The 17,201-nt window shown below is 58.4% G+C and carries 16 protein-coding genes and 1 tRNA gene; 12 read left to right on the forward strand and 5 right to left on the reverse strand.

The annotated features are described in order from the left end of the window. The first annotated feature begins 228 nt into the window (after positions 1-228). The 12 genes from HMPREF2605_RS02155 to HMPREF2605_RS02210 all read left to right on the forward strand — a co-directional run bounded on the left by HMPREF2605_RS02155 (position 229) and on the right by HMPREF2605_RS02210 (position 12,043). Positions 229-301, forward strand: a tRNA-Trp gene (locus tag HMPREF2605_RS02155). 77 nt (positions 302-378) lie between these two features. After that, the gene (gene secE, locus HMPREF2605_RS02160; RefSeq protein ID WP_070688594.1) at positions 379-657 is read left to right on the forward strand and encodes a preprotein translocase subunit SecE; all 279 of its coding nucleotides are present in this window, start codon (positions 379-381) and stop codon (positions 655-657) included. A gap of 104 nt (positions 658-761) precedes the next feature. Beyond that, complete coding sequence (gene nusG, locus HMPREF2605_RS02165; RefSeq protein WP_049327539.1) at positions 762-1,508, forward strand: transcription termination/antitermination protein NusG; 747 nt, start codon at positions 762-764, stop codon at positions 1,506-1,508. Between the two features lie 266 nt (positions 1,509-1,774). Further along, positions 1,775-2,203, forward strand: coding sequence for a 50S ribosomal protein L11 (gene rplK, locus HMPREF2605_RS02170; protein ID WP_005504870.1), 429 nt, complete (start codon positions 1,775-1,777; stop codon positions 2,201-2,203). A gap of 137 nt (positions 2,204-2,340) precedes the next feature. Further along, a complete protein-coding gene (gene rplA / locus HMPREF2605_RS02175) occupies positions 2,341-3,036 on the forward strand; it encodes a 50S ribosomal protein L1 (protein ID WP_005504876.1) in 696 nt (231 codons plus the stop codon). Positions 3,037-3,341: 305 nt separating this feature from the next. After that, positions 3,342-4,316 (forward strand): TDT family transporter, encoded by a 975-nt coding sequence (locus HMPREF2605_RS02180; RefSeq protein ID WP_070846805.1) that lies wholly within the window; start codon positions 3,342-3,344, stop codon positions 4,314-4,316. 101 nt (positions 4,317-4,417) lie between these two features. Further along, the gene (locus HMPREF2605_RS02185) at positions 4,418-5,545 is read left to right on the forward strand and encodes an ABC transporter ATP-binding protein (RefSeq protein WP_070846806.1); all 1,128 of its coding nucleotides are present in this window, start codon (positions 4,418-4,420) and stop codon (positions 5,543-5,545) included. A gap of 399 nt (positions 5,546-5,944) precedes the next feature. Then, complete coding sequence (rplJ, locus tag HMPREF2605_RS02190; protein ID WP_005504882.1) at positions 5,945-6,475, forward strand: 50S ribosomal protein L10; 531 nt, start codon at positions 5,945-5,947, stop codon at positions 6,473-6,475. Positions 6,476-6,630: 155 nt separating this feature from the next. Next, entirely contained in the window at positions 6,631-7,005 is a 375-nt protein-coding gene (gene rplL, locus HMPREF2605_RS02195) for a 50S ribosomal protein L7/L12 (protein ID WP_005504884.1), read from the forward strand. Positions 7,006-7,328: 323 nt separating this feature from the next. Then, entirely contained in the window at positions 7,329-8,870 is a 1,542-nt protein-coding gene (locus HMPREF2605_RS02200) for a glycoside hydrolase family 32 protein (RefSeq protein ID WP_070846807.1), read from the forward strand. A gap of 254 nt (positions 8,871-9,124) precedes the next feature. Next, on the forward strand, positions 9,125-11,116 hold the full coding sequence (locus HMPREF2605_RS02205) for a PTS sucrose transporter subunit IIABC (RefSeq protein WP_070846808.1): 1,992 nt from the start codon (positions 9,125-9,127) through the stop codon (positions 11,114-11,116). A gap of 273 nt (positions 11,117-11,389) precedes the next feature. Then, positions 11,390-12,043 carry a GNAT family N-acetyltransferase gene (locus tag HMPREF2605_RS02210; RefSeq protein WP_070846809.1) on the forward strand — a complete coding sequence of 218 codons (654 nt, stop codon included), beginning with the start codon at positions 11,390-11,392 and terminating at the stop codon, positions 12,041-12,043. Between the two features lie 102 nt (positions 12,044-12,145). Here the strand turns inward: HMPREF2605_RS02210 and HMPREF2605_RS02215 are convergent, their stop codons facing one another. The 5 genes from HMPREF2605_RS02215 to moaA form a co-directional block, all read right to left on the reverse strand. Next, a complete protein-coding gene (locus HMPREF2605_RS02215) occupies positions 12,146-13,222 on the reverse strand; it encodes a LacI family DNA-binding transcriptional regulator (protein ID WP_070831801.1) in 1,077 nt (358 codons plus the stop codon). A 98-nt stretch (positions 13,223-13,320) separates the two neighbouring features. Next, positions 13,321-14,634, reverse strand: coding sequence for a molybdopterin molybdotransferase MoeA (locus HMPREF2605_RS02220; RefSeq protein WP_070831798.1), 1,314 nt, complete (start codon positions 14,632-14,634; stop codon positions 13,321-13,323). 150 nt (positions 14,635-14,784) lie between these two features. Continuing rightward, the gene (locus HMPREF2605_RS02225) at positions 14,785-15,492 is read right to left on the reverse strand and encodes a molybdenum cofactor guanylyltransferase (protein WP_070846810.1); all 708 of its coding nucleotides are present in this window, start codon (positions 15,490-15,492) and stop codon (positions 14,785-14,787) included. Then, on the reverse strand, positions 15,492-15,758 hold the full coding sequence (locus HMPREF2605_RS02230; RefSeq protein WP_070846811.1) for a MoaD/ThiS family protein: 267 nt from the start codon (positions 15,756-15,758) through the stop codon (positions 15,492-15,494). Before HMPREF2605_RS02230 ends, HMPREF2605_RS02225 begins: the two co-directional genes overlap by 1 nt. 115 nt (positions 15,759-15,873) lie before the next feature. After that, the gene (gene moaA, locus HMPREF2605_RS02235; RefSeq protein ID WP_070846812.1) at positions 15,874-17,085 is read right to left on the reverse strand and encodes a GTP 3',8-cyclase MoaA; all 1,212 of its coding nucleotides are present in this window, start codon (positions 17,083-17,085) and stop codon (positions 15,874-15,876) included. Positions 17,086-17,201 lie beyond the last annotated feature (116 nt).

Below are 17,201 nucleotides of genomic sequence, written 5' to 3' on the forward strand. Positions count from 1 at the left end.
ATAGGATACGGTCCACTAGTAGCGATACGGAACCCTTCGTCAAGGTATCTCAAGAGGTTTTTCGAAAAATATTACATTTTGAAGTTGCATCAGCCCCGAAAGATGGTTTACAGTTAGTTCTGCACCCGCAAGGGTGTAATTGTTTGCCCCTCTAAAGCCACGGCTTAGGAGGCAGTGGAGGAGTAGACAAGTGAGAAGCAACTCTCACACCTGAAGTTAACGCTTCAAAGGGTGGTGGCTCAATTGGTAGAGCAGCGGTCTCCAAAACCGCAGGTTGCAGGTTCGAGTCCTGTCCGCCCTGCTTTTATTGCCTCAATAAATAATTTGTACGCCCGCACCCCGGGCGTACTTTTTTAGACTCAGAAAGGGGCAGAAGAAATGGCATCGTCTGCTACCGCCGAGAAGGTTGTTAAGCCCGGCGCATCGTCGAAGAACGATAAGAAGCTCGGTTTCTTCGGCCGTATTTTTGCATTCCTCCGTGAAGTTTTTGCGGAGTTGAAGAAGGTTACTACTCCCACCGGACGTGAACTGGTTGGTTACTTCTTCGGAGTTCTGTTCTTCGTCGTGGTGATGCTCCTTCTTATTTCTGGTCTGGATTATCTTTTCGGCCAGGGAGCATTCTGGATTTTCGGTAACGGAACCATTCAGCGTAACTAGTACAGGCTGCATCCTTATTTGGGGTGCCCCATCAGTGATTTCCCTCAGCGCATTGGCGAGTGGAAGTCCTCTCTAGATGATTAACGATAGAAAGTAGGAGCGACGTGTCCGAGCAGGAACTGGTATCCGAGATTGAAGAGGTCGAGGTAGCCGTTGCTGAGGCTACTGAGGAGTCTGCAGCTATTGAGCAGCAGGCTGAGGAAGCTACCGAGGCTGTCGAGGTGGCTGAAGCAGCTGCTGAGGCTGCTGAGGAAGTCGACGCTCTGGAAGAATTCAAGTCCAAGCTGCGCCGTCAGATGGGCGACTGGTATGTGGTTCACACCTACTCCGGCTACGAGAACAAGGTGAAGACCGGTATCGAGACCCGTATCCAGAACCTGGAAGCTGAAGATGAGATCTTCGAGGTTCAGGTTCCCATGGAGACCGTGGTTGAGTTCAAGAACACCGTGAAGAAGACCATCCGCCGCGTGCGTGTTCCCGGTTACGTTCTGGTTCGTATGGAACTGACCGACCACTCGTGGGGCGTTGTCCGCCACACCCCCGGTGTGACTGGCTTCGTGGGTCAGGATGCGTACAACCCGGTCCCGCTGCGCATGGACGAGGTCTTCGACATGCTCCTGCCGGTCTTCGAAGAGCAGCAGCAGAGCCAGGGTCTGCCTGTTTCCAAGCCCGTTATCGAGTCCGACTACACTGTGGGCGAGAATGTCCGCGTGAAGTCCGGTGCTTTCGAGGGCATGGACGCTACCGTTTCGGAGATCAAGGGCGAGTCCCAGCAGATTGTCGTGATGATTTCCGTCTTCGGCCGCGATACCCCGGTGACCTTGAGCTTCACCGAGATCGAAAAGATTTAACGCTTTTAGCGTGTGAATATGAGCCTCGCACTTCGGTGTGGGGCTCATATTTTGTAGCGGCTGTATAGCCGGTGGCGGCTGCGCAGGTGAGGTTTACTCTTTCTGCTAGCTGGCGCTGGATTAAGTCGCTGATTAACGCTAGAATGTTGGTTTGTGTATGCGCATGTCACGCTTTCATGTGGATGCACGGGTGACCGCGCCACGGTCACCGTCTTGCCGGCGTACGCTCCTGTGCGTCGGTTCCCAGCTAAGAAAAGGACCCTACATTGGCTCCCAAGAAGAAGGTCACTGGCCTCATTAAGCTGCAGATCCAGGCAGGCGCCGCTAACCCGGCTCCCCCCGTCGGCCCCGCACTGGGCTCGCACGGTGTGAACATCATGGAGTTCTGCAAGGCATACAACGCTGCAACTGAGTCGCAGCGCGGTAACATCATCCCCGTTGAGATTACCGTCTACGAGGATCGCTCCTTCACCTTCATCACCAAGACCCCTCCGGCTTCCCAGCTGATCAAGAAGGCTGCTGGCGTTGCTAAGGGCTCCGCTGTTCCTCACACCACCAAGGTTGGTTCGCTGACCGAGGCTCAGGTGCGCGAGATTGCTGAGACCAAGATGCCCGACCTGAACGCAAACGACCTGGATGCTGCTTCCAAGATCATCGCAGGTACCGCTCGTTCCATGGGTATCACCGTCGAGTAATTTCGGTTCGCCGAATAGCCGAGTAATCGGCACCGTAGATTTTTCTACACAGAACTTGTAAATGCCCGTCGTATGGACGGGATGTGGCAGAGCCGAGCGCGGCTCACGAGACCACAACTGCATAAGGAGAAAAGCAGATGGCAAAGCGCAGCAAGGCGTACAAGGCAGCTGTAGCCAAGATTGAAGAGGGTAAGCTCTACACCCCCGCTGAGGCAGTTGCCCTGGCGAAGGAAACCTCTTCCACCAAGACCGACGCAACCGTTGAGGTTGCAATGCGTCTGTCCGTTGACCCCCGTAAGGCAGACCAGATGGTTCGCGGTACCGTGAACCTGCCCCACGGCACCGGTAAGACCGCTCGCGTGGTCGTTATCGCAGCAGGCCCCAAGGCTGCTGAGGCTGAGGCAGCTGGCGCTGACTACGTTGGTTCCGACGAGCTGATCGCAAAGATCGCTGGCGGCTGGACTGACTTCGACGCAGCGGTTGCAACCCCCGACATGATGGGCAAGGTCGGCCGCCTGGGTAAGATCCTGGGTCCCCGTAACCTGATGCCGAACCCCAAGACCGGTACCGTGACCATGGATGTTGCAAAGGCTGTTGCAGACATCAAGGGCGGTAAGATCGACTTCCGCGTTGACCGTAACTCCAACCTGCACTTCATCATCGGTAAGGCTTCCTTCACCGCTGAGCAGCTCGAGGAGAACTTCCAGGCAGCTCTGGAAGAGGTTAACCGTCTGAAGCCCTCTTCGGCTAAGGGTCGTTACATCTCCAAGGCAACCGTTGCTACCACCTTCGGCCCCGGCATCCCCGTTGATCCGGCTGCCGTTGCTGCCTAAGGTATGCACCTGTAGCTTCTAGCATTTAGCTAGTAGTCGCCCCCGACGTTTAGGCGTCGGGGGCGATTTTTTTGTGCATGATTTTGTCTGTGCGAAGATTCAAAACACAGCGTGAAGATTCAAGACATTGCGTGACCGGAATCGGTTAAAGTACGTCACGGACTTCCAGCTTGTATAGGCTTAAAAACATAGAATGATTTTCTGGTCCCTGGTTCCTATGGCGTTGCCCATGCTCCGGTACCGTCGAAACACATATTGGGGCTGCGTGCCCCATCCTGCCCTACAACTATGAGAGGTAAAACCTAATGCCTTCTTCCCTTCAGAGCGAGCAGAGCGCCCGTCGCGGTCTCAGCGTGCCGGTCAATTATTTTGCGGTGGCGCTGGGCACCGGTGCTTTGGGTGCTGCCTGGCGTACCGGTGCGTCGAAGGGAATGGCGCCTGAATGGGTGGGGGAGAGCATCCTGGCTTTTAACGCTGTGGTGTGGCTGCTCCTTGTGGGGTTTTTGGTTCATTCGGTGGTGAAGTACCGTGCGTGGGTGCGTAGTTTTTGGGAGCATCCGGCGCGTACCTGCTTCTTTTCGCTGATTCCGGCGACGACGGCGCAGATGGGTGCGGCTCTCTACCCGTATGCTGAGGTTCCGGCTCTGACCCTGGTGGTGCTGGGAGCTGTGGGGCAGCTGTACTTTGCCTCTCACCGCATTGCCGGTACGTGGCGTGGTGGGTATGTGCCTGAGGCCGCTTCGCCGGTGCTGTATCTGCCGACTGTGGCGACGAATTTTGCGACCGCTACGGCGATGGGCTTTGTGGGGTGGCACGATATGGCGATGCTCTTCTTCGGTGCGGGCCTGATTTCGTGGTTCAGTGTCGAGGCCGCGATTCTGAGCCGCCTGCGCACCTTGACTCCGCTACCTCAGGGGGAGCGCGGCATTATTGGTATTCAGATGGCGCCGCCTTTTGTGGGTGGTAACGCGTACCTGGCGGCTAATGGCGGCACGGTGGACTGGTTCTTCCTGGTGCTGACCGGTTATGGCATTCTGCAGCTGTTCTTCTTGATGCGTTTGCTCCCGTGGACTCTTGAGGGTGGTTTCTCGATGAGCATGTGGGGTTTCTCGTTCGGTATGGCTTCCATGGCGGCGAGCGGTATTCGCTTGGCGGCTGCTGGCTCGCTGGGGTTGGTTGGTCCTGCCTTGACGGTGGCGGGTACGGCTTTCCTCATCTTCCTGTGGGTGGGTACGCTGCATCTGGCGTTGAAGGGGCGTTTGCTGGTACGACCGAGCTAGGGCGCTCACATGAGACTTTGGTGCGAGGTTTGCGCGCTGTTTTATGACGGTGCTTATCTTCTGCACCCGTGCCGGGCATAAGTTTCGGCGATAATGGGGGAATGACTTCTGCATCCTACTCTTCTGCCGCGGCGGAGCCTTTTGAAGGCCTGCGTATTCGAGGTGTCGCTAAGACCTTCGGCACCGATACGACGGTTCTGAACGAGATTGACCTGGATGTGCACCCCGGGGAGCTGATTTCTCTGGTTGGTTCTTCGGGTACGGGTAAGTCCACTCTGCTGCGTATTATTGCCGGCCTGGAGGAGCCGAGCGCCGGTCGGGTGACCTACGCCGGTCAGCCTCTGGAGCGCGGCTCGGTGGGTGTGGTGTTTCAGCGCCCTATTCTGTACCCGCACCTGAGCGTGAAGGACAATATTCTGTTTCCAACCCGGCTGGGTGCGTTCGCCGGTCAGGTTGATATGGACTACTACCGTGAGCTGCTGGAGGCTTTGAAGCTTGAGGGGCTGGAGTCCCGTAAGCCTTCGCAACTGTCGGGTGGTCAGGCTCAGCGTGTGGGTATTGCGCGTGCTTTGATTCGTCGTGCCCCGGTGGTTCTTTTTGATGAGCCGCTGGCGAGTGTGGATGAGCAGATGAGTGCGAGTATCCGCGCCGATATTGTGCGCCTGCATGAGCGTTACGGTTTTACGGGCCTGTACGTGACCCATGATCAGAATGAGGCGCTCATGCTGGGTCAGCGGGTGGCGGTGATGGATGCTGGCTACCTGGTTCAGGTGGATACTCCGGAGCGGCTGCTGGCGCATCCGCATACTCTGCAGGTGGCGAAGCTTATGGCGGCGCCCGCGCTGAACCTTTTGGCTCTTGAGGATTCTGAGTCGCTTCCTGCCGGGTGCGAGTTGGCGATTCGTGCGACCGCTCTGTGCCCTGTGGCGGCAGACGCTGCTCATGCTCTGCCGGTGCAGGTGCTCGGCAGCCGCCATCTGGTGGGTGGCATGCTGTACCGTGCGCGTCTGTTGGAGACGGTGTCCCTGCCTCTGGAATCTCGGCGGGCTTCGGCGGATTCTGAGCTGAGTGCCCGAATGTGTGCCCGAGTGCGTGCCGGTCAGGAGCTTGAGTTCTTTATCTCGGATGCGCAGGGCGGCTCCTCCCTAAGTGTTGGGGAGCGGGTGCACCTGGGGGTGGCGGCGGAGCGCTGCTTCTTGTTCTCGGGCGGAAAGCGCTTTTACCTCTAGAACACGGTTTCTGGGCCTTTCAACCGGGCCTTTTCGGCGGGAGAAAGAGCGGTTAATTGGCTTAAAAGGGGTCTTTAAGTGATTAATCCCGCTTAACCACGTTTTTAACTTGCGACTCGGGCTTTAACCTGAGATGATGAATGAACCAAAGACCGCCGGTCTAGAACTATGTCCTTTATCGCCACCTCGATGGAGACGAAGAACAGAGTTCTGATAAGAGCAGATTTCACTAGAAATCGCCGCCCGCGTAGGTAACTCGAAGTGAATAGTCGTTACCCTGATTTAGGGTGCCGTCTATCGTGCCTCGTACGCCTACGCGTCGGGGCATTTTTTATTGCTTGCAATAAATGCTTCGAGGCTCTACCGGCGACCTTACAAGAATCGGAAGAAGGAACTACCATGGCGACTCAGGAAAAGATCGCTGCAGTATCCGAGCTGAAGGAACTCTTCGAAGCTTCGAACGCAGTCATCCTGACCGAATACCGCGGTCTCACTGTTGCACAGCTCAAGGAGCTGCGCCGCGCACTCGGTGCAGAGACCGAATACGCCGTGGTGAAGAACACGCTGGCTGCTATCGCAGCTAAGGAAGCTGGCATCGACGCATTCGAAGGCCACCTCCAGGGTCCCTCCGCACTGGCATTCATCAAGGGCGACCTGATCGATGCTGCTAAGGGCCTGCGTGACTTTGCCAAGGCTAACCCCCAGCTGATTGTGAAGAACGGTTACTACGAAGGTGCCGCTCTGACCGAGGACGACGTCAAGCGCTACGCTGACCTGGAATCCCGCGAGGTTCTGCTGTCCAAGGTTGCAGGTGGTGCAAAGGCTACCATCGCACGCATCGCACAGGTTGTGGACGCACTGCGCGTCAAGCTGGAGGAGCAGGAAGGCGCAGCTCCCGCTGCTGCCGAGGAGGCTTCGGAAGAGGCATAAGCCCCTTTCGTGCTACTGCACCAGCGCTGAGATACTCAGCAGCGTGAACGCGAATAGCGTGTAACGCACCCTAAATTTGACCGACCCTCTCGGGTAGGTACTGAAGATTTACACCGCGGGCGTCAGCCCGCACCAGATAGTGAAGGAGCCAAACAATGGCTAAGCTGTCCATCGAAGAACTCATTGCAGCATTCAAGGAACTGTCCCTCGTTGAGGTTTCCGAGTTCGTCAAGGCATTCGAGGAAGAGTTCGACGTCACCGCAGCTGCTCCCGTTGCAGTTGTAGCAGGCGGCGCAGCAGGCGAGGCTGCTGAAGAGAAGTCCGAGTTCGACGTTATCCTGGAGTCCGCTGGCGACAAGAAGATCGCAGTGATCAAGGAAGTTCGTGCCCTGACCTCCCTCGGCCTGAAGGAAGCAAAGGACCTGGTTGACAGCGCTCCCAAGGCTCTGCTCGAGGGCGTTTCCAAGGAAGACGCTGAGAAGGCTAAGGAGCAGCTCGAGGCTGCTGGCGCAACCATCACCCTCAAGTAATCGACTTCTTCTCGATTCTTACGCGGGCGGTGCATCCATCGGATGTGCCGCCTCGCGGCATTTAACAGCCCCGAACCCGCCCGGTATGAAGACTGGGGAGGTTCGGGGCTTTGCCGTGTCCGCTCTTTTCTCCTGTAGCAAACGGCGGCGCGGTCCCATCTGACCGCGCTCACTCGCAGAAGTCGCTGTGACCGCACTGTGCCCCGGATGAGAGAGGCTGAGAGCACTGTGGTGCCTCTCTCCTAGAGCCCGGCAACGGGTCAGAGGTGCCGTATGATGGGATGAGACAACCCAGACATTCCTTTGCACGAAAGCGGATAGACATGAGCGAGCAGAAGAAAAAGAAGAAGAGCGCAACCGAGCGACCCGCCCGCGACTTGGCGGCTGAAGCACAGCAGGTCCTGGACGCTTTCGGTGCCGGTGTTCGTGAAGACCGCGATTACCCGGCTCTACACCTGGCGCCTCCCGTGGGCCGTCTGAATGACCCGAACGGCCTGGTCTTCGATGGTAAGCGTTATCACGCCTTCTACCAGTACTCGCCCCTGCACCCGGAGCGTATGGTCTACTGGCGTCATGCGGTGAGCGAGGACCTGACCCACTGGACCGATGAGGGTACCGCGCTGGTTCCCGATAGCCGCTACGACTCGCACGGCTGCTACTCCGGCTCCGGTATTAAGGTTCCCGGCGGTTTTGAGTTCTTCTACACCGGTAACGTGAAGGACGAAAAGGGCAACCGCGAAACCTACCAGATTCTCGCAACCGCTGGTGAGGACGCGAAGCCGACCCGTCAGCTGCCCCCGCTGATTTCCGGCCCCGCAAAGGGCTACACTGCACACTACCGCGATCCGCACGTTTTTGAGCGTAACGGCGAATGGTGGATGGTCATTGGTGCTCAGCGTGAGGACCTGACCGGCGCTGTGGTTGTGTACACCTCCAAGGATCGCCGCGAGTGGACCTTCCGCGGCGAGCTGGGCATTAAGGACAAGACCCTCAAGGGCACCTACATGTACGAGTGCCCCTCCCTGCTGAGCATGCGCGATGAGCTGACCGGCGAAATCCGCGACGTGCTGATTTTCAGCCCGCAGGGCATGCAGCCCCTCGGCGAGAAGTACAACAACATTTTCCAGAGCGGCTACATTGTCGGTTCGCTGGATAACGAGACCCTCAAGTTCACCGTGGAGACCCCCTTCACCGAGCTGGATGCAGGTTTCGAGTTCTACGCCCCGCAGACCATCTCCGGTACCGGCCTGACCGCTGACCCGAAGGCACCGCACACCGTGAGCGGCGATGCCCCGGTGATGATCGCGTGGCTGGGCAACGCAGACCAGGACGACCTGCCCTCGTGGAGCCACCGCTGGGTGCACATGTTCACCTACCCGCGTGAGCTGCACCTGCGTAACGGCAAGCTGTTCCAGCGCCCGGTGCCGCAGCTCAACGACGCGATGGAGATGAAGCCGCTGTACCGCGAGGAGGAGAAGGGCAAGCTCGTGGAGCTGAAGAACGCCCTGACCTTCCGCCTGCGCGGTCGTGTGAACGTCTCTGATGAGCGCGTGAAGCTGAAGATTAAGGACACCCACGGCGTGGCACTGAGCATCGTCCTGGATAAGGACTTTGTACAGATGGACCGTGGCGGTACCCGCTACACCGAGGGCGGTAGCCTGCGCCGCCGCACCCTAAAGCGTTCGAAGATTCGCGAGTTTGACCTGCTCGTGGATGGCTCGGCAACCGAACTGTACGTGGGTGGCAAGCTGGTCGCATCCATGGGTGCTGAGGTCATGACCGCTCGCACCTTCTTCAAGGGCGATAAGCGCCGCGTCCGCCTGACCGGTGGCGAGGTGTTGTCCCTGGAGTACGGCCGCCTCTAAGCCGTTTTCTAAGGCGCTGGTTCTAGGTGCTGGGAGCTGCCTGCACGGGTGGTTTTACGGTAATTTCTGAATATGTCTGAGGGCTCACTTTCCGTATGGAGGGTGGGCCCTCGCTTTTAAGAACTTTCCCGTGATACCATGTTTTACATCCGATATGTCAAACGTATGACATATGCATGACATGCACACACAGACATATCTCACCTCATTCACAAAGCATCATACGGTGGTGCTCCAAACAAAGGAGAGCGAGCGTGGACCACAAGTCAGTGGCACAGCGCGTGCTGAAGGACGTCGGTGGCGCCGGCAACATCGTTGCAGCCGCACACTGCGCAACCCGCCTTCGCCTCGTCCTGAAGAACCAGGACAAGGTCGACCAGGCAGCAATCGACAACGACGAGGATCTCAAGGGTAGCTTCCTCAACGCTGGCCAGTTCCAGATCATCGTCGGCCCCGGCGACGTCAACGAGGTACACAAGCACCTCATCGCCGCTGGCGCACCCGAGGCATCCAAGGACGACCTCAAGAGCATCGCCGCGAAGCAGGGCAACCTTGTCTCCCGCTTCATCAAGACCATTGCCGACATCTTCGTGCCGCTCATCCCGGTGCTGGTCGGTGGCGGTATGCTGATGGCGGTCAACAGCGTGCTGACCTCTAAGGGTATCTTCGGCCCGCAGCCCTTCATTGAGATGTACCCCGAGTGGGAGGGCTTCGCGGATATCGTGAACCTGCTCTCCGCAGCGCCCTTCGCCTTCCTGCCCGTGCTGGTTGGTTTCTCCGCCACCAAGGTCTTCGGTGGTAACCCCTACCTGGGCATGACCATGGGTGCCGCAATGGTCTCCCCTGCCCTGATGAACGGCTACAGCGTCGCAAAGTCGCTGGCAGGCGTTGAGGGTGCTGACCCCATGACCTACTGGAACCTCTTCGGCCTGCAGGTTCAGCAGGCGGGCTACCAGGGTACCGTGCTGCCCATCATGCTGGTTGCATTTATCCTGGCGAACATTGAGAAGTTCTTCCACAAGGTCCTCAAGGGCACCATCGACTTCATCTTCACCCCGACCCTCACCATCCTCATCACCGGCTTCCTGACCTTCCTGCTGGTCGGCCCGCCGATGTTCCAGCTGGGTACCTGGCTGGGTGAAGGTATCAACTGGCTCTACACCGTTGCCGGCCCGTTGGGTGGTCTGATCTTCGGTACCTTCTACGCATTCATCGTGATGACCGGTATGCACCAGGCATTCCCGCCCATCGAGATGAGCCTGTGGGCAACCGGCGGTTCCTTCATCTTCGTTGTTGCCTCCATGTCTAACGTGGCTCAGGGTGCTGCCGCAGCCGGTGTCGCGCTGACCACCAAGAACAAGAAGATCAAGGGCATTGCTTCGGCATCCGCACCCTCCGCATTCCTGGGTATTACCGAGCCCGCAATGTTCGGTGTGAACCTGGCTCTGCGCTGGCCCTTCTACATTGCAATCGTTTCCGCTGGTATTGGTGCAATGGTTGCTTCCATCCTGAACGTGAAGGCAATTGCTCTGGGTGCTGCTGGCTACATCGGCTTCCCCTCTATTAGCCCCACCACCGGCGCGGGCTGGGCTGGCTTCTTTGGCAGTCTCATCCTGACCACCGTCATCGCTTTCGTTGCCTCCTTCATCTGGGGCAAGAAGGTCGAGGCTGGCAACACTGAGGAAGCTGAGGCACCTGCTGCTGCTCCTGTTGCCGCCGCAGCTCCCGCCGCTGCCGCTCCTGCTGTAGCAGCTGAGGCTGGCGAGAGCGTCGAGATTGGCTCCCACATGGTCGGTTCCGTGGTTCTGCTGGCAGACGTCAAGGACCCCACCTTCTCCTCCGGCGCACTGGGTGCAGGCACCGCAGTGGAGCCCACCGAAGGTAAGCTCTACGCACCGGCTGACGGTAAGATCACCGTTGCATTCCCCACCGGCCACGCATACGGTCTGCGTACCGAAGATGGCCTGGATCTGCTGATGCACATCGGCATGGACACCGTTGAGCTTGACGGCAAGCACTTCGAGCCCAAGGTTGCTAAGGGCGACACCGTCAAGCGCGGCGACGTCATCGCTGAGTTTGATATCCCCGCCATCAAGGCGGCTGGTTACCCGCTGGCAACCCCCATGGTGATCACCAACGCCAAGAAGGCAGCTACTTCGGTTGAAGATGTCCAGGCTTCGGGCGCTTCTGTGACTAATGCAGATTCGCTCCTGAAGGTTGCACTGAAGGCAAAGGCTAACGCATAGTCTGCACTCTTAGTGAGTAGATAACCTCAACGTGATGTACACCCCGTACCGCTCTTCCTAGAGCTGGTGCGGGGTGTTCAATTTTTCCTGCAATGCTGTGAAAAAAGTGTGTGAATACATATGCATTAAAATTATGCATATTGGTGCAATATTAGCTAGCGCACAATGGTGCATGGTCATGAAAAATGTCTTGATAAGGCACAATCTATTAGCCAGGAGTGAATAATCCAGCTAATATTTATGTATAGTTTCAAGCTTTTGTAAAGGGTGAATATGACCTCAGCTTCCTATACCGTCCGCACCGCCGAGCCTCATGAATATGCCGAAGCGCTCGAAGTACTGATTGCCGCATTCGACGGGGATCCCGCCATGATGGCAGTCATCGCAGGCGGTAGCCGCCGACAGGAACTCGCCAGGCTCCGCGCCATCATGACCCTTCAGGTCTACGGCAACTTTTCCGACCGTGGCCGCATCGATATCGGCATCGAAGAATCCACCGGCAAGATCGTAGGCGTCTGCCTCTGGAGCACCCCCGAATCCCACGAAGGTTCCTTCCTGAACGAACTCAAGCAGATTGGCGCCTACTACAAGGCCCTCGGTTGTAAGAGCCTGCTACGGGCAGTCATGATGGAGCTACACCTGCTCAAGTACCGCCCCGCGTACAAGCACTGGTACCTCTTCAACATTGGTGTTCTCGAAGAGTATCGTGGCCGGGGCATTGGCTCCCAGCTACTCGACTACGGTACCGAACGCATCGGCGACTACCCCGCCTACCTCGAAGCATCGACCTACGACAGTGCCCGCCTCTACGAGCGCCGCGGATTCTTCTCCCTCGGCCCGCTCCACGGAATCTTCTCCAAGGCACACGCCGTCGGCATGGTCTACCCCGGCACCGGTCCCACCGAGATTGTGCAGCGCACCTCCTAAACTTCCGGACGCGCGCAGAACCGATAAATGTATATGAAAAATCCGCCCCACCGTGAGCACTCGCACGGTGGGGCGGATTTTTATTGTCAGAAGAGGAGCCTCTTATTGGAGCTCGTCCGGGGCAGAGGTATCAGGCTGAATCTGATCCAGATTCGGGATAGAACGCACCGTCGCCCCCAAATGCAGCTCAACGGGGAGTACGTCCTCGGGTTGGGTAATTGGGGGAGCGGTCTTCTCTGAAGATTCCTCCTGCTGTAGCTCAATGAGCTCCAGTAGACGCTGCGCGGTACGCTTCGCAATACCCTCAATCGGCTGAACCACGGTCGCCAACTCCGGCATGAGCAGCTGAACGCTCTGCGTGCCGTCGTAGCCAATCACCTGGAAATCCTCAGGAACGCGAATACCGCGTGCGCGCGCCCAGCCCAGCGCCAACGCGGCGTAATTATCGTTGGAGGCGAAGACCGCATCCACCGGCTCCGGGCTATCGGCGCGTTCGTCGAGGTAGCGGTAGAGCACCTCACGCTTAATGCCCAGGGAGGGGCGGAAACCCAGCTCCAGGAACTCCGGCATGAGTCCGGCTTCGAGCATTGCCTCACGGTATCCGCGCTGACGCTCATTGTGCTCACCCAGGGTCGATGTCACGTGCACAATATTCTGCGCACCCGTGGCGATCAGATGCTCCGTGGCGGCGCGAGCGCCTTCGTAGTTATCGGAGCGGACATTCGGGTAAAAGCCGCTTTCGAGGCGGTCCACGGTCACCAGGGGAGCCTGGGCGTGCGGAATATTCACCAATGCGTCGGAGTGAGCGCCGCTGATAATGCCGTCCACCTGATTGGAGAAAAGCATCTCGAGGTAGCGCTTTTCCTGCTCGGGGTGGTCGTCGCTATTGCAGAGAATGACGCGGTAGCCTGCCTCGGCAAGGTAACTTTCGAGGCGGTACACCATCTCCCCGTAGAAGGGGTTAGCGACCGTGGGGAAGATGAGGCCCACCATCTGCGAGCGCTGACCTTGCAGGCTACGGGCGATGGCGTTGGGCCGGTAGCCGAGTTCCCGCATTGCCTCGTGGACCTTGGTGCGGGTGCTTTCGCTCAGGTAGCCGCGGTTGTTGAGCACGCGGGAGACCGTGGTGGGGGAGACTCCCGCCAGGGCCGCAACGTCGCTGAGTTTGGGCTTAGCCACGGAGGCTCCCTTCGGTATGCTAAACGATTGACATATCTCTCTACTATACCCCGACCGCATACCGCATAAACATTCCAACGCCGGAAAATAGCGCCTTACTACAGCACCGGAATAATCGGAACCCGGGCCCCCACCTCATGAGCAGAACCCCGAACCGAAGAATCATCCAACACCGCGCAGTGAGTAGCCGCCGCCAACGACGACAGCATATGCGACGCCGACTTCGGCAGAGGATACGCCACACCATCACGCACCGACACGGGAAGCAGACGAGCCCCCGCCGGCTTACGCAACGTATCAACAGGCTCACCCAGAACCGCAGAATCCAGCTCCGGTAGAGGCATATCCCTCATACCAGCCAAAAGCGGCGGCAAATACGAATACAGGGCAGTGTACGCAGCCAAAGGATTACCCGGCAGACCCAACACAAAACGCTCACGACCCGAATTCGGGCCAGTCTCCGGAACCGGCAGGCGCGCAGCCAATGCAGGGTGCCCCGGACGCACATCCACCGACTCAAACAGATACGTCGCACCCATATCGTTGAGCACCTTACGCACCAAATCAACACCCGAGGTGCTCGACCCACCCGTGAACACCAGCACACGAGCAGTCGACGTGGACAAGAACGTGCGGAACTCAGACTCAACATCCGCCAAGCGAATCGAAGGGCGCGCCTCACAGCCAGCAGAAATAATCGCATGCTCCATAAAGCCGCCAAACGCATCACGCACCTGACCCGGCGCAGGCACACCAAACGTAATGACCTCATTACCCGTAAACGCGCAACGCACCGGAATCGGGGCATACACCGGCAACTCATCAAAACCATTCGTGCCCAAGAACGCCGCCATACGCGCAGAAATACGGTCGCCGTGGCGCGCCAACAGCTCGCCACGCTCCAGCTCAGCACCGGCATGGCGAATATCAGCACCCGGTGCCGGAGGCTCAAAACCCTCCGCCATATCCAGGTAATGAATGCTCGACTGAGTCTCCAAATGAGCGCTCACGCCCGGACGCAAAGAAGCCTCCGCACCCTCATATAGGCGGGAATGCTCCTCACGCACAATCGCCTCAGCACCCTCCGGAATCAAACCACCCGTCAGAATCGGGGTCGCCTCGCCCGGTGCAATCGGCACGGTCAGGCGGTGAATATTCGCGCGAGAATCCTCCGGGTACGCCGGGGTCACCAGACGCCACGGAGGCGCACCCGCCACCGCGTAACCGTCCATCGCCGAAGAGCTGTAGTGGGGCACCGGCATCATCGAATAAACGTCGTCCGCCAAATAGTGGCCAATCGTCGCCAACAGCGGCAAAGACTCCGTCTTCACATGGTGAGCAATCTCCAGACCCTGCTCATGCAGAATCTGGCGGGCCTGCTGCCACGAAACAGAAGGAATATGGTGAGACATCGTACCTCGTAAAAGTGTGTGCGGGACGCGCAACAGCGCGCGAGCTCAAAAACATCGCCCGGTCGGGCGTTAAGAACTGAGACCTACCACTAGGGTACTCGTAGCTTGGCAACTAGCGCTCCTGCGCGCCTCAGATGCTAATAACTCGTGCTAATAACTCGACCAGAGCGAGGTCGTATAGCCGAGAGCCTGCGCCTGCTCCCACGTATCAACATCGGCGGTGTCAGCGGCAGACATCTCCACCGCCGCAGGGTTCAAACGGCGCAAAAAAGAACGAACAGAAGCGTCAGTCGTACCGGTCGAAAAGACCGAACGAATCGCCTCAAAGCGGTAAATACCCACCAGCGGCTGATAGATGCCCTCAGAGACACCCCAGAAGCCCTCAGAAGCTTCAGAGTCACTGGGCGCTTCAGAACCGGTGGTGGAGAAGGTAGTCGCGGTCTGCTCGGCACCCCGCGCAGCGGTAAGCAACTGCTGAACCGCCGGAGCAATACGCGGAGTATCCACACCCAAAATCAGGCACCAGCCCGGCAACGGGGTCTGCGAGCGCTCGCAATCCGCCGCAATACACTCCAACCCGGCATGAATCGCCGCGGCAGGACCCGAAAACGGCGGATCCTCACGAGTACGCAACACCCCGGTAGGCAACGGCAGGCTCTCAGGACCCACCACCACACGCGGGGACGCGCTCGCCACCGCCTCCAGGGCGCAATCCAGTAGGGTGCTCGTGCCATCAGACAGGGACGCCTTCGGCACATGGTTCAGACGGCGAGAAGCGCCTCCGGCAACAACGACCGCGGCGCACGAAAAATCACCCTCAGCGGGGAGCGGAGAAGCGGGCATCTTATCCGCCGGCATTATCCACCCGCAAAGGGAGGCAGAACGTCCACGCGATCGGCATCCTGCAGCGGAGCCTCCGCCTCCGAGCGGGCGCCGTTGACCAGGAAGGAACACTGCTCCATCACCTGGGCAAGAGTCAGACCAGAAGGAGTCGTACCCTCCAGGGTCCGACCCAGGTGCTCAATGAGCGCGCCAAGAGTCGCGGACGGCAGCTCAGCCAGAGGCACCGACAGCTGCGCGGTACCCGCCGCAGAACGCGCGGCAGCGAAAAAATGAACCTGCATCATGCTCCTCAAACCTTGAATAGGGACAGCCGAACGCCAGGGGGGCTGGTGCCAGTAAAAGGCCTTGTCCCACGCATATCTGACTGTATATTCGGCTAATAAATAGGGTAGCCTCTTAGCCACCAATAGCGCTCATCGAGCGGCTCGCCTTCGCGAACTCCTCAATATCGAAGTCAGCGTCTTCCTTACCGTGCGCACGCGGCTTAAACCACATGCCCTCACGCCAGCGCAGAGCCAGCTCCTTATCGTCAGCGCCAGAACGCAGAAGCTGCATCAGATCAGTCTCGGTATCGGAGAACAGGCAGGAGCGAATCTTGCCGTCCGCCGTCAGACGGGTGCGGGTGCACGCATTGCAGAACGACTCCGTCACCGACGCGATAATGCCCACGCGGCCCAGCGACTCGGTGCCGTCGGTCGGGAAGCCTGCCTCATCGAGGGCAGTACCGAGCGGGTACACCTCCCACAGCTGAGCGGGGGAGTCGCCGCGAGCCTCAGTCACCGAACCCAGAACGTACTCAGCCGACAGCTTCTCGCGAATCTCAGCGGCAGTAATGGTGCCCTCACGGGTCCAACGGTTATCTGCATCCAGTGGCATCTGCTCAATGAAACGCAGCTGATAGCCGCCCGCCAACGCCCAGCGCAGAAGCTCCGGAGCCTGATCATCATTCAGGCCCGGCATCAGCACAGCATTAATCTTGATGGGCCACAGACCAGCCTCCGCCGCACCGTCAATACCCTTGAGCACGGCGTCGAGCTTATCGCGGCGGGTCAGCTCGGCAAAGGTCTCACGGCAAATCGTATCCAGAGAAACATTGATGCGGGTCAGACCAGCCTCCGCCAGGGCGGCGGCACGCTTCTCCAAACCAATACCGTTCGTCGTAATCGCCAACGGAATGCTCGGATGCGCCTCATGGATGCGAGAAATAATGTCCACCAAATCAGCGCGGACCAGCGGCTCACCACCGGTAAAGCGGATCTCCTCCACGCCCAGCTCAGTGATCGCAATATCGGCAAGGCGCGCAATCTCCTCGGCGGAGAGCAGATTATCCTTCGGAAGCCACTGCAAACCATCCGCCGGCATGCAATAAATGCAACGAAGATTACATTTATCGGTCAGAGAGATACGCAGATCCGTCGCCACGCGACCCCAACGGTCCAAGAGCGGACCGCTGTTCGTAATATTAGGGAGCTTACGCGCAGGCTTGACGCCGCTCTCAGATTTTTCGGGCGTAACAAAAGCAGCCCCGTTACCCTCCGCAGAAGATAAGGTGCTTAACGTTGGGCCCGCAATGAGTTCAGAAGAGGCCGAATTCGCCGTGTACGCCATGTAAAACCTATGTGGAAAATTTGCATATTTCAGGTGACAATATGATTATTCCATGTTCCGGCGCCCCGTACATAGTGTGTGCAGGGTAAGTTACAACTGCGCCACAGCAGACAACC

The organism is Rothia sp. HMSC065C03 (genome assembly GCF_001837295.1).
Lineage (GTDB): Bacteria > Actinomycetota > Actinomycetes > Actinomycetales > Micrococcaceae > Rothia.

What these genes read in the sequence shown, in the direction of transcription:
- secE (WP_070688594.1), top strand. Translation starts at nt 379, where the DNA reads ATGGCATCGTCTGCTACCGCCGAGAAGGTTGTTAAGCCCGGCGCATCG.
- rplA (WP_005504876.1), top strand. Translation starts at nt 2,341, where the DNA reads ATGGCAAAGCGCAGCAAGGCGTACAAGGCAGCTGTAGCCAAGATTGAA.
- HMPREF2605_RS02180 (WP_070846805.1), top strand. Translation starts at nt 3,342, where the DNA reads ATGCCTTCTTCCCTTCAGAGCGAGCAGAGCGCCCGTCGCGGTCTCAGC.
- HMPREF2605_RS02185 (WP_070846806.1), top strand. Translation starts at nt 4,418, where the DNA reads ATGACTTCTGCATCCTACTCTTCTGCCGCGGCGGAGCCTTTTGAAGGC.
- rplJ (WP_005504882.1), top strand. Translation starts at nt 5,945, where the DNA reads ATGGCGACTCAGGAAAAGATCGCTGCAGTATCCGAGCTGAAGGAACTC.
- rplL (WP_005504884.1), top strand. Translation starts at nt 6,631, where the DNA reads ATGGCTAAGCTGTCCATCGAAGAACTCATTGCAGCATTCAAGGAACTG.
- HMPREF2605_RS02200 (WP_070846807.1), top strand. Translation starts at nt 7,329, where the DNA reads ATGAGCGAGCAGAAGAAAAAGAAGAAGAGCGCAACCGAGCGACCCGCC.
- HMPREF2605_RS02210 (WP_070846809.1), top strand. Translation starts at nt 11,390, where the DNA reads ATGACCTCAGCTTCCTATACCGTCCGCACCGCCGAGCCTCATGAATAT.
- HMPREF2605_RS02220 (WP_070831798.1), bottom strand. Translation starts at nt 14,634, where the DNA reads ATGTCTCACCATATTCCTTCTGTTTCGTGGCAGCAGGCCCGCCAGATT.
- HMPREF2605_RS02225 (WP_070846810.1), bottom strand. Translation starts at nt 15,492, where the DNA reads ATGCCGGCGGATAAGATGCCCGCTTCTCCGCTCCCCGCTGAGGGTGAT.
- HMPREF2605_RS02230 (WP_070846811.1), bottom strand. Translation starts at nt 15,758, where the DNA reads ATGCAGGTTCATTTTTTCGCTGCCGCGCGTTCTGCGGCGGGTACCGCG.
- moaA (WP_070846812.1), bottom strand. Translation starts at nt 17,085, where the DNA reads ATGGCGTACACGGCGAATTCGGCCTCTTCTGAACTCATTGCGGGCCCA.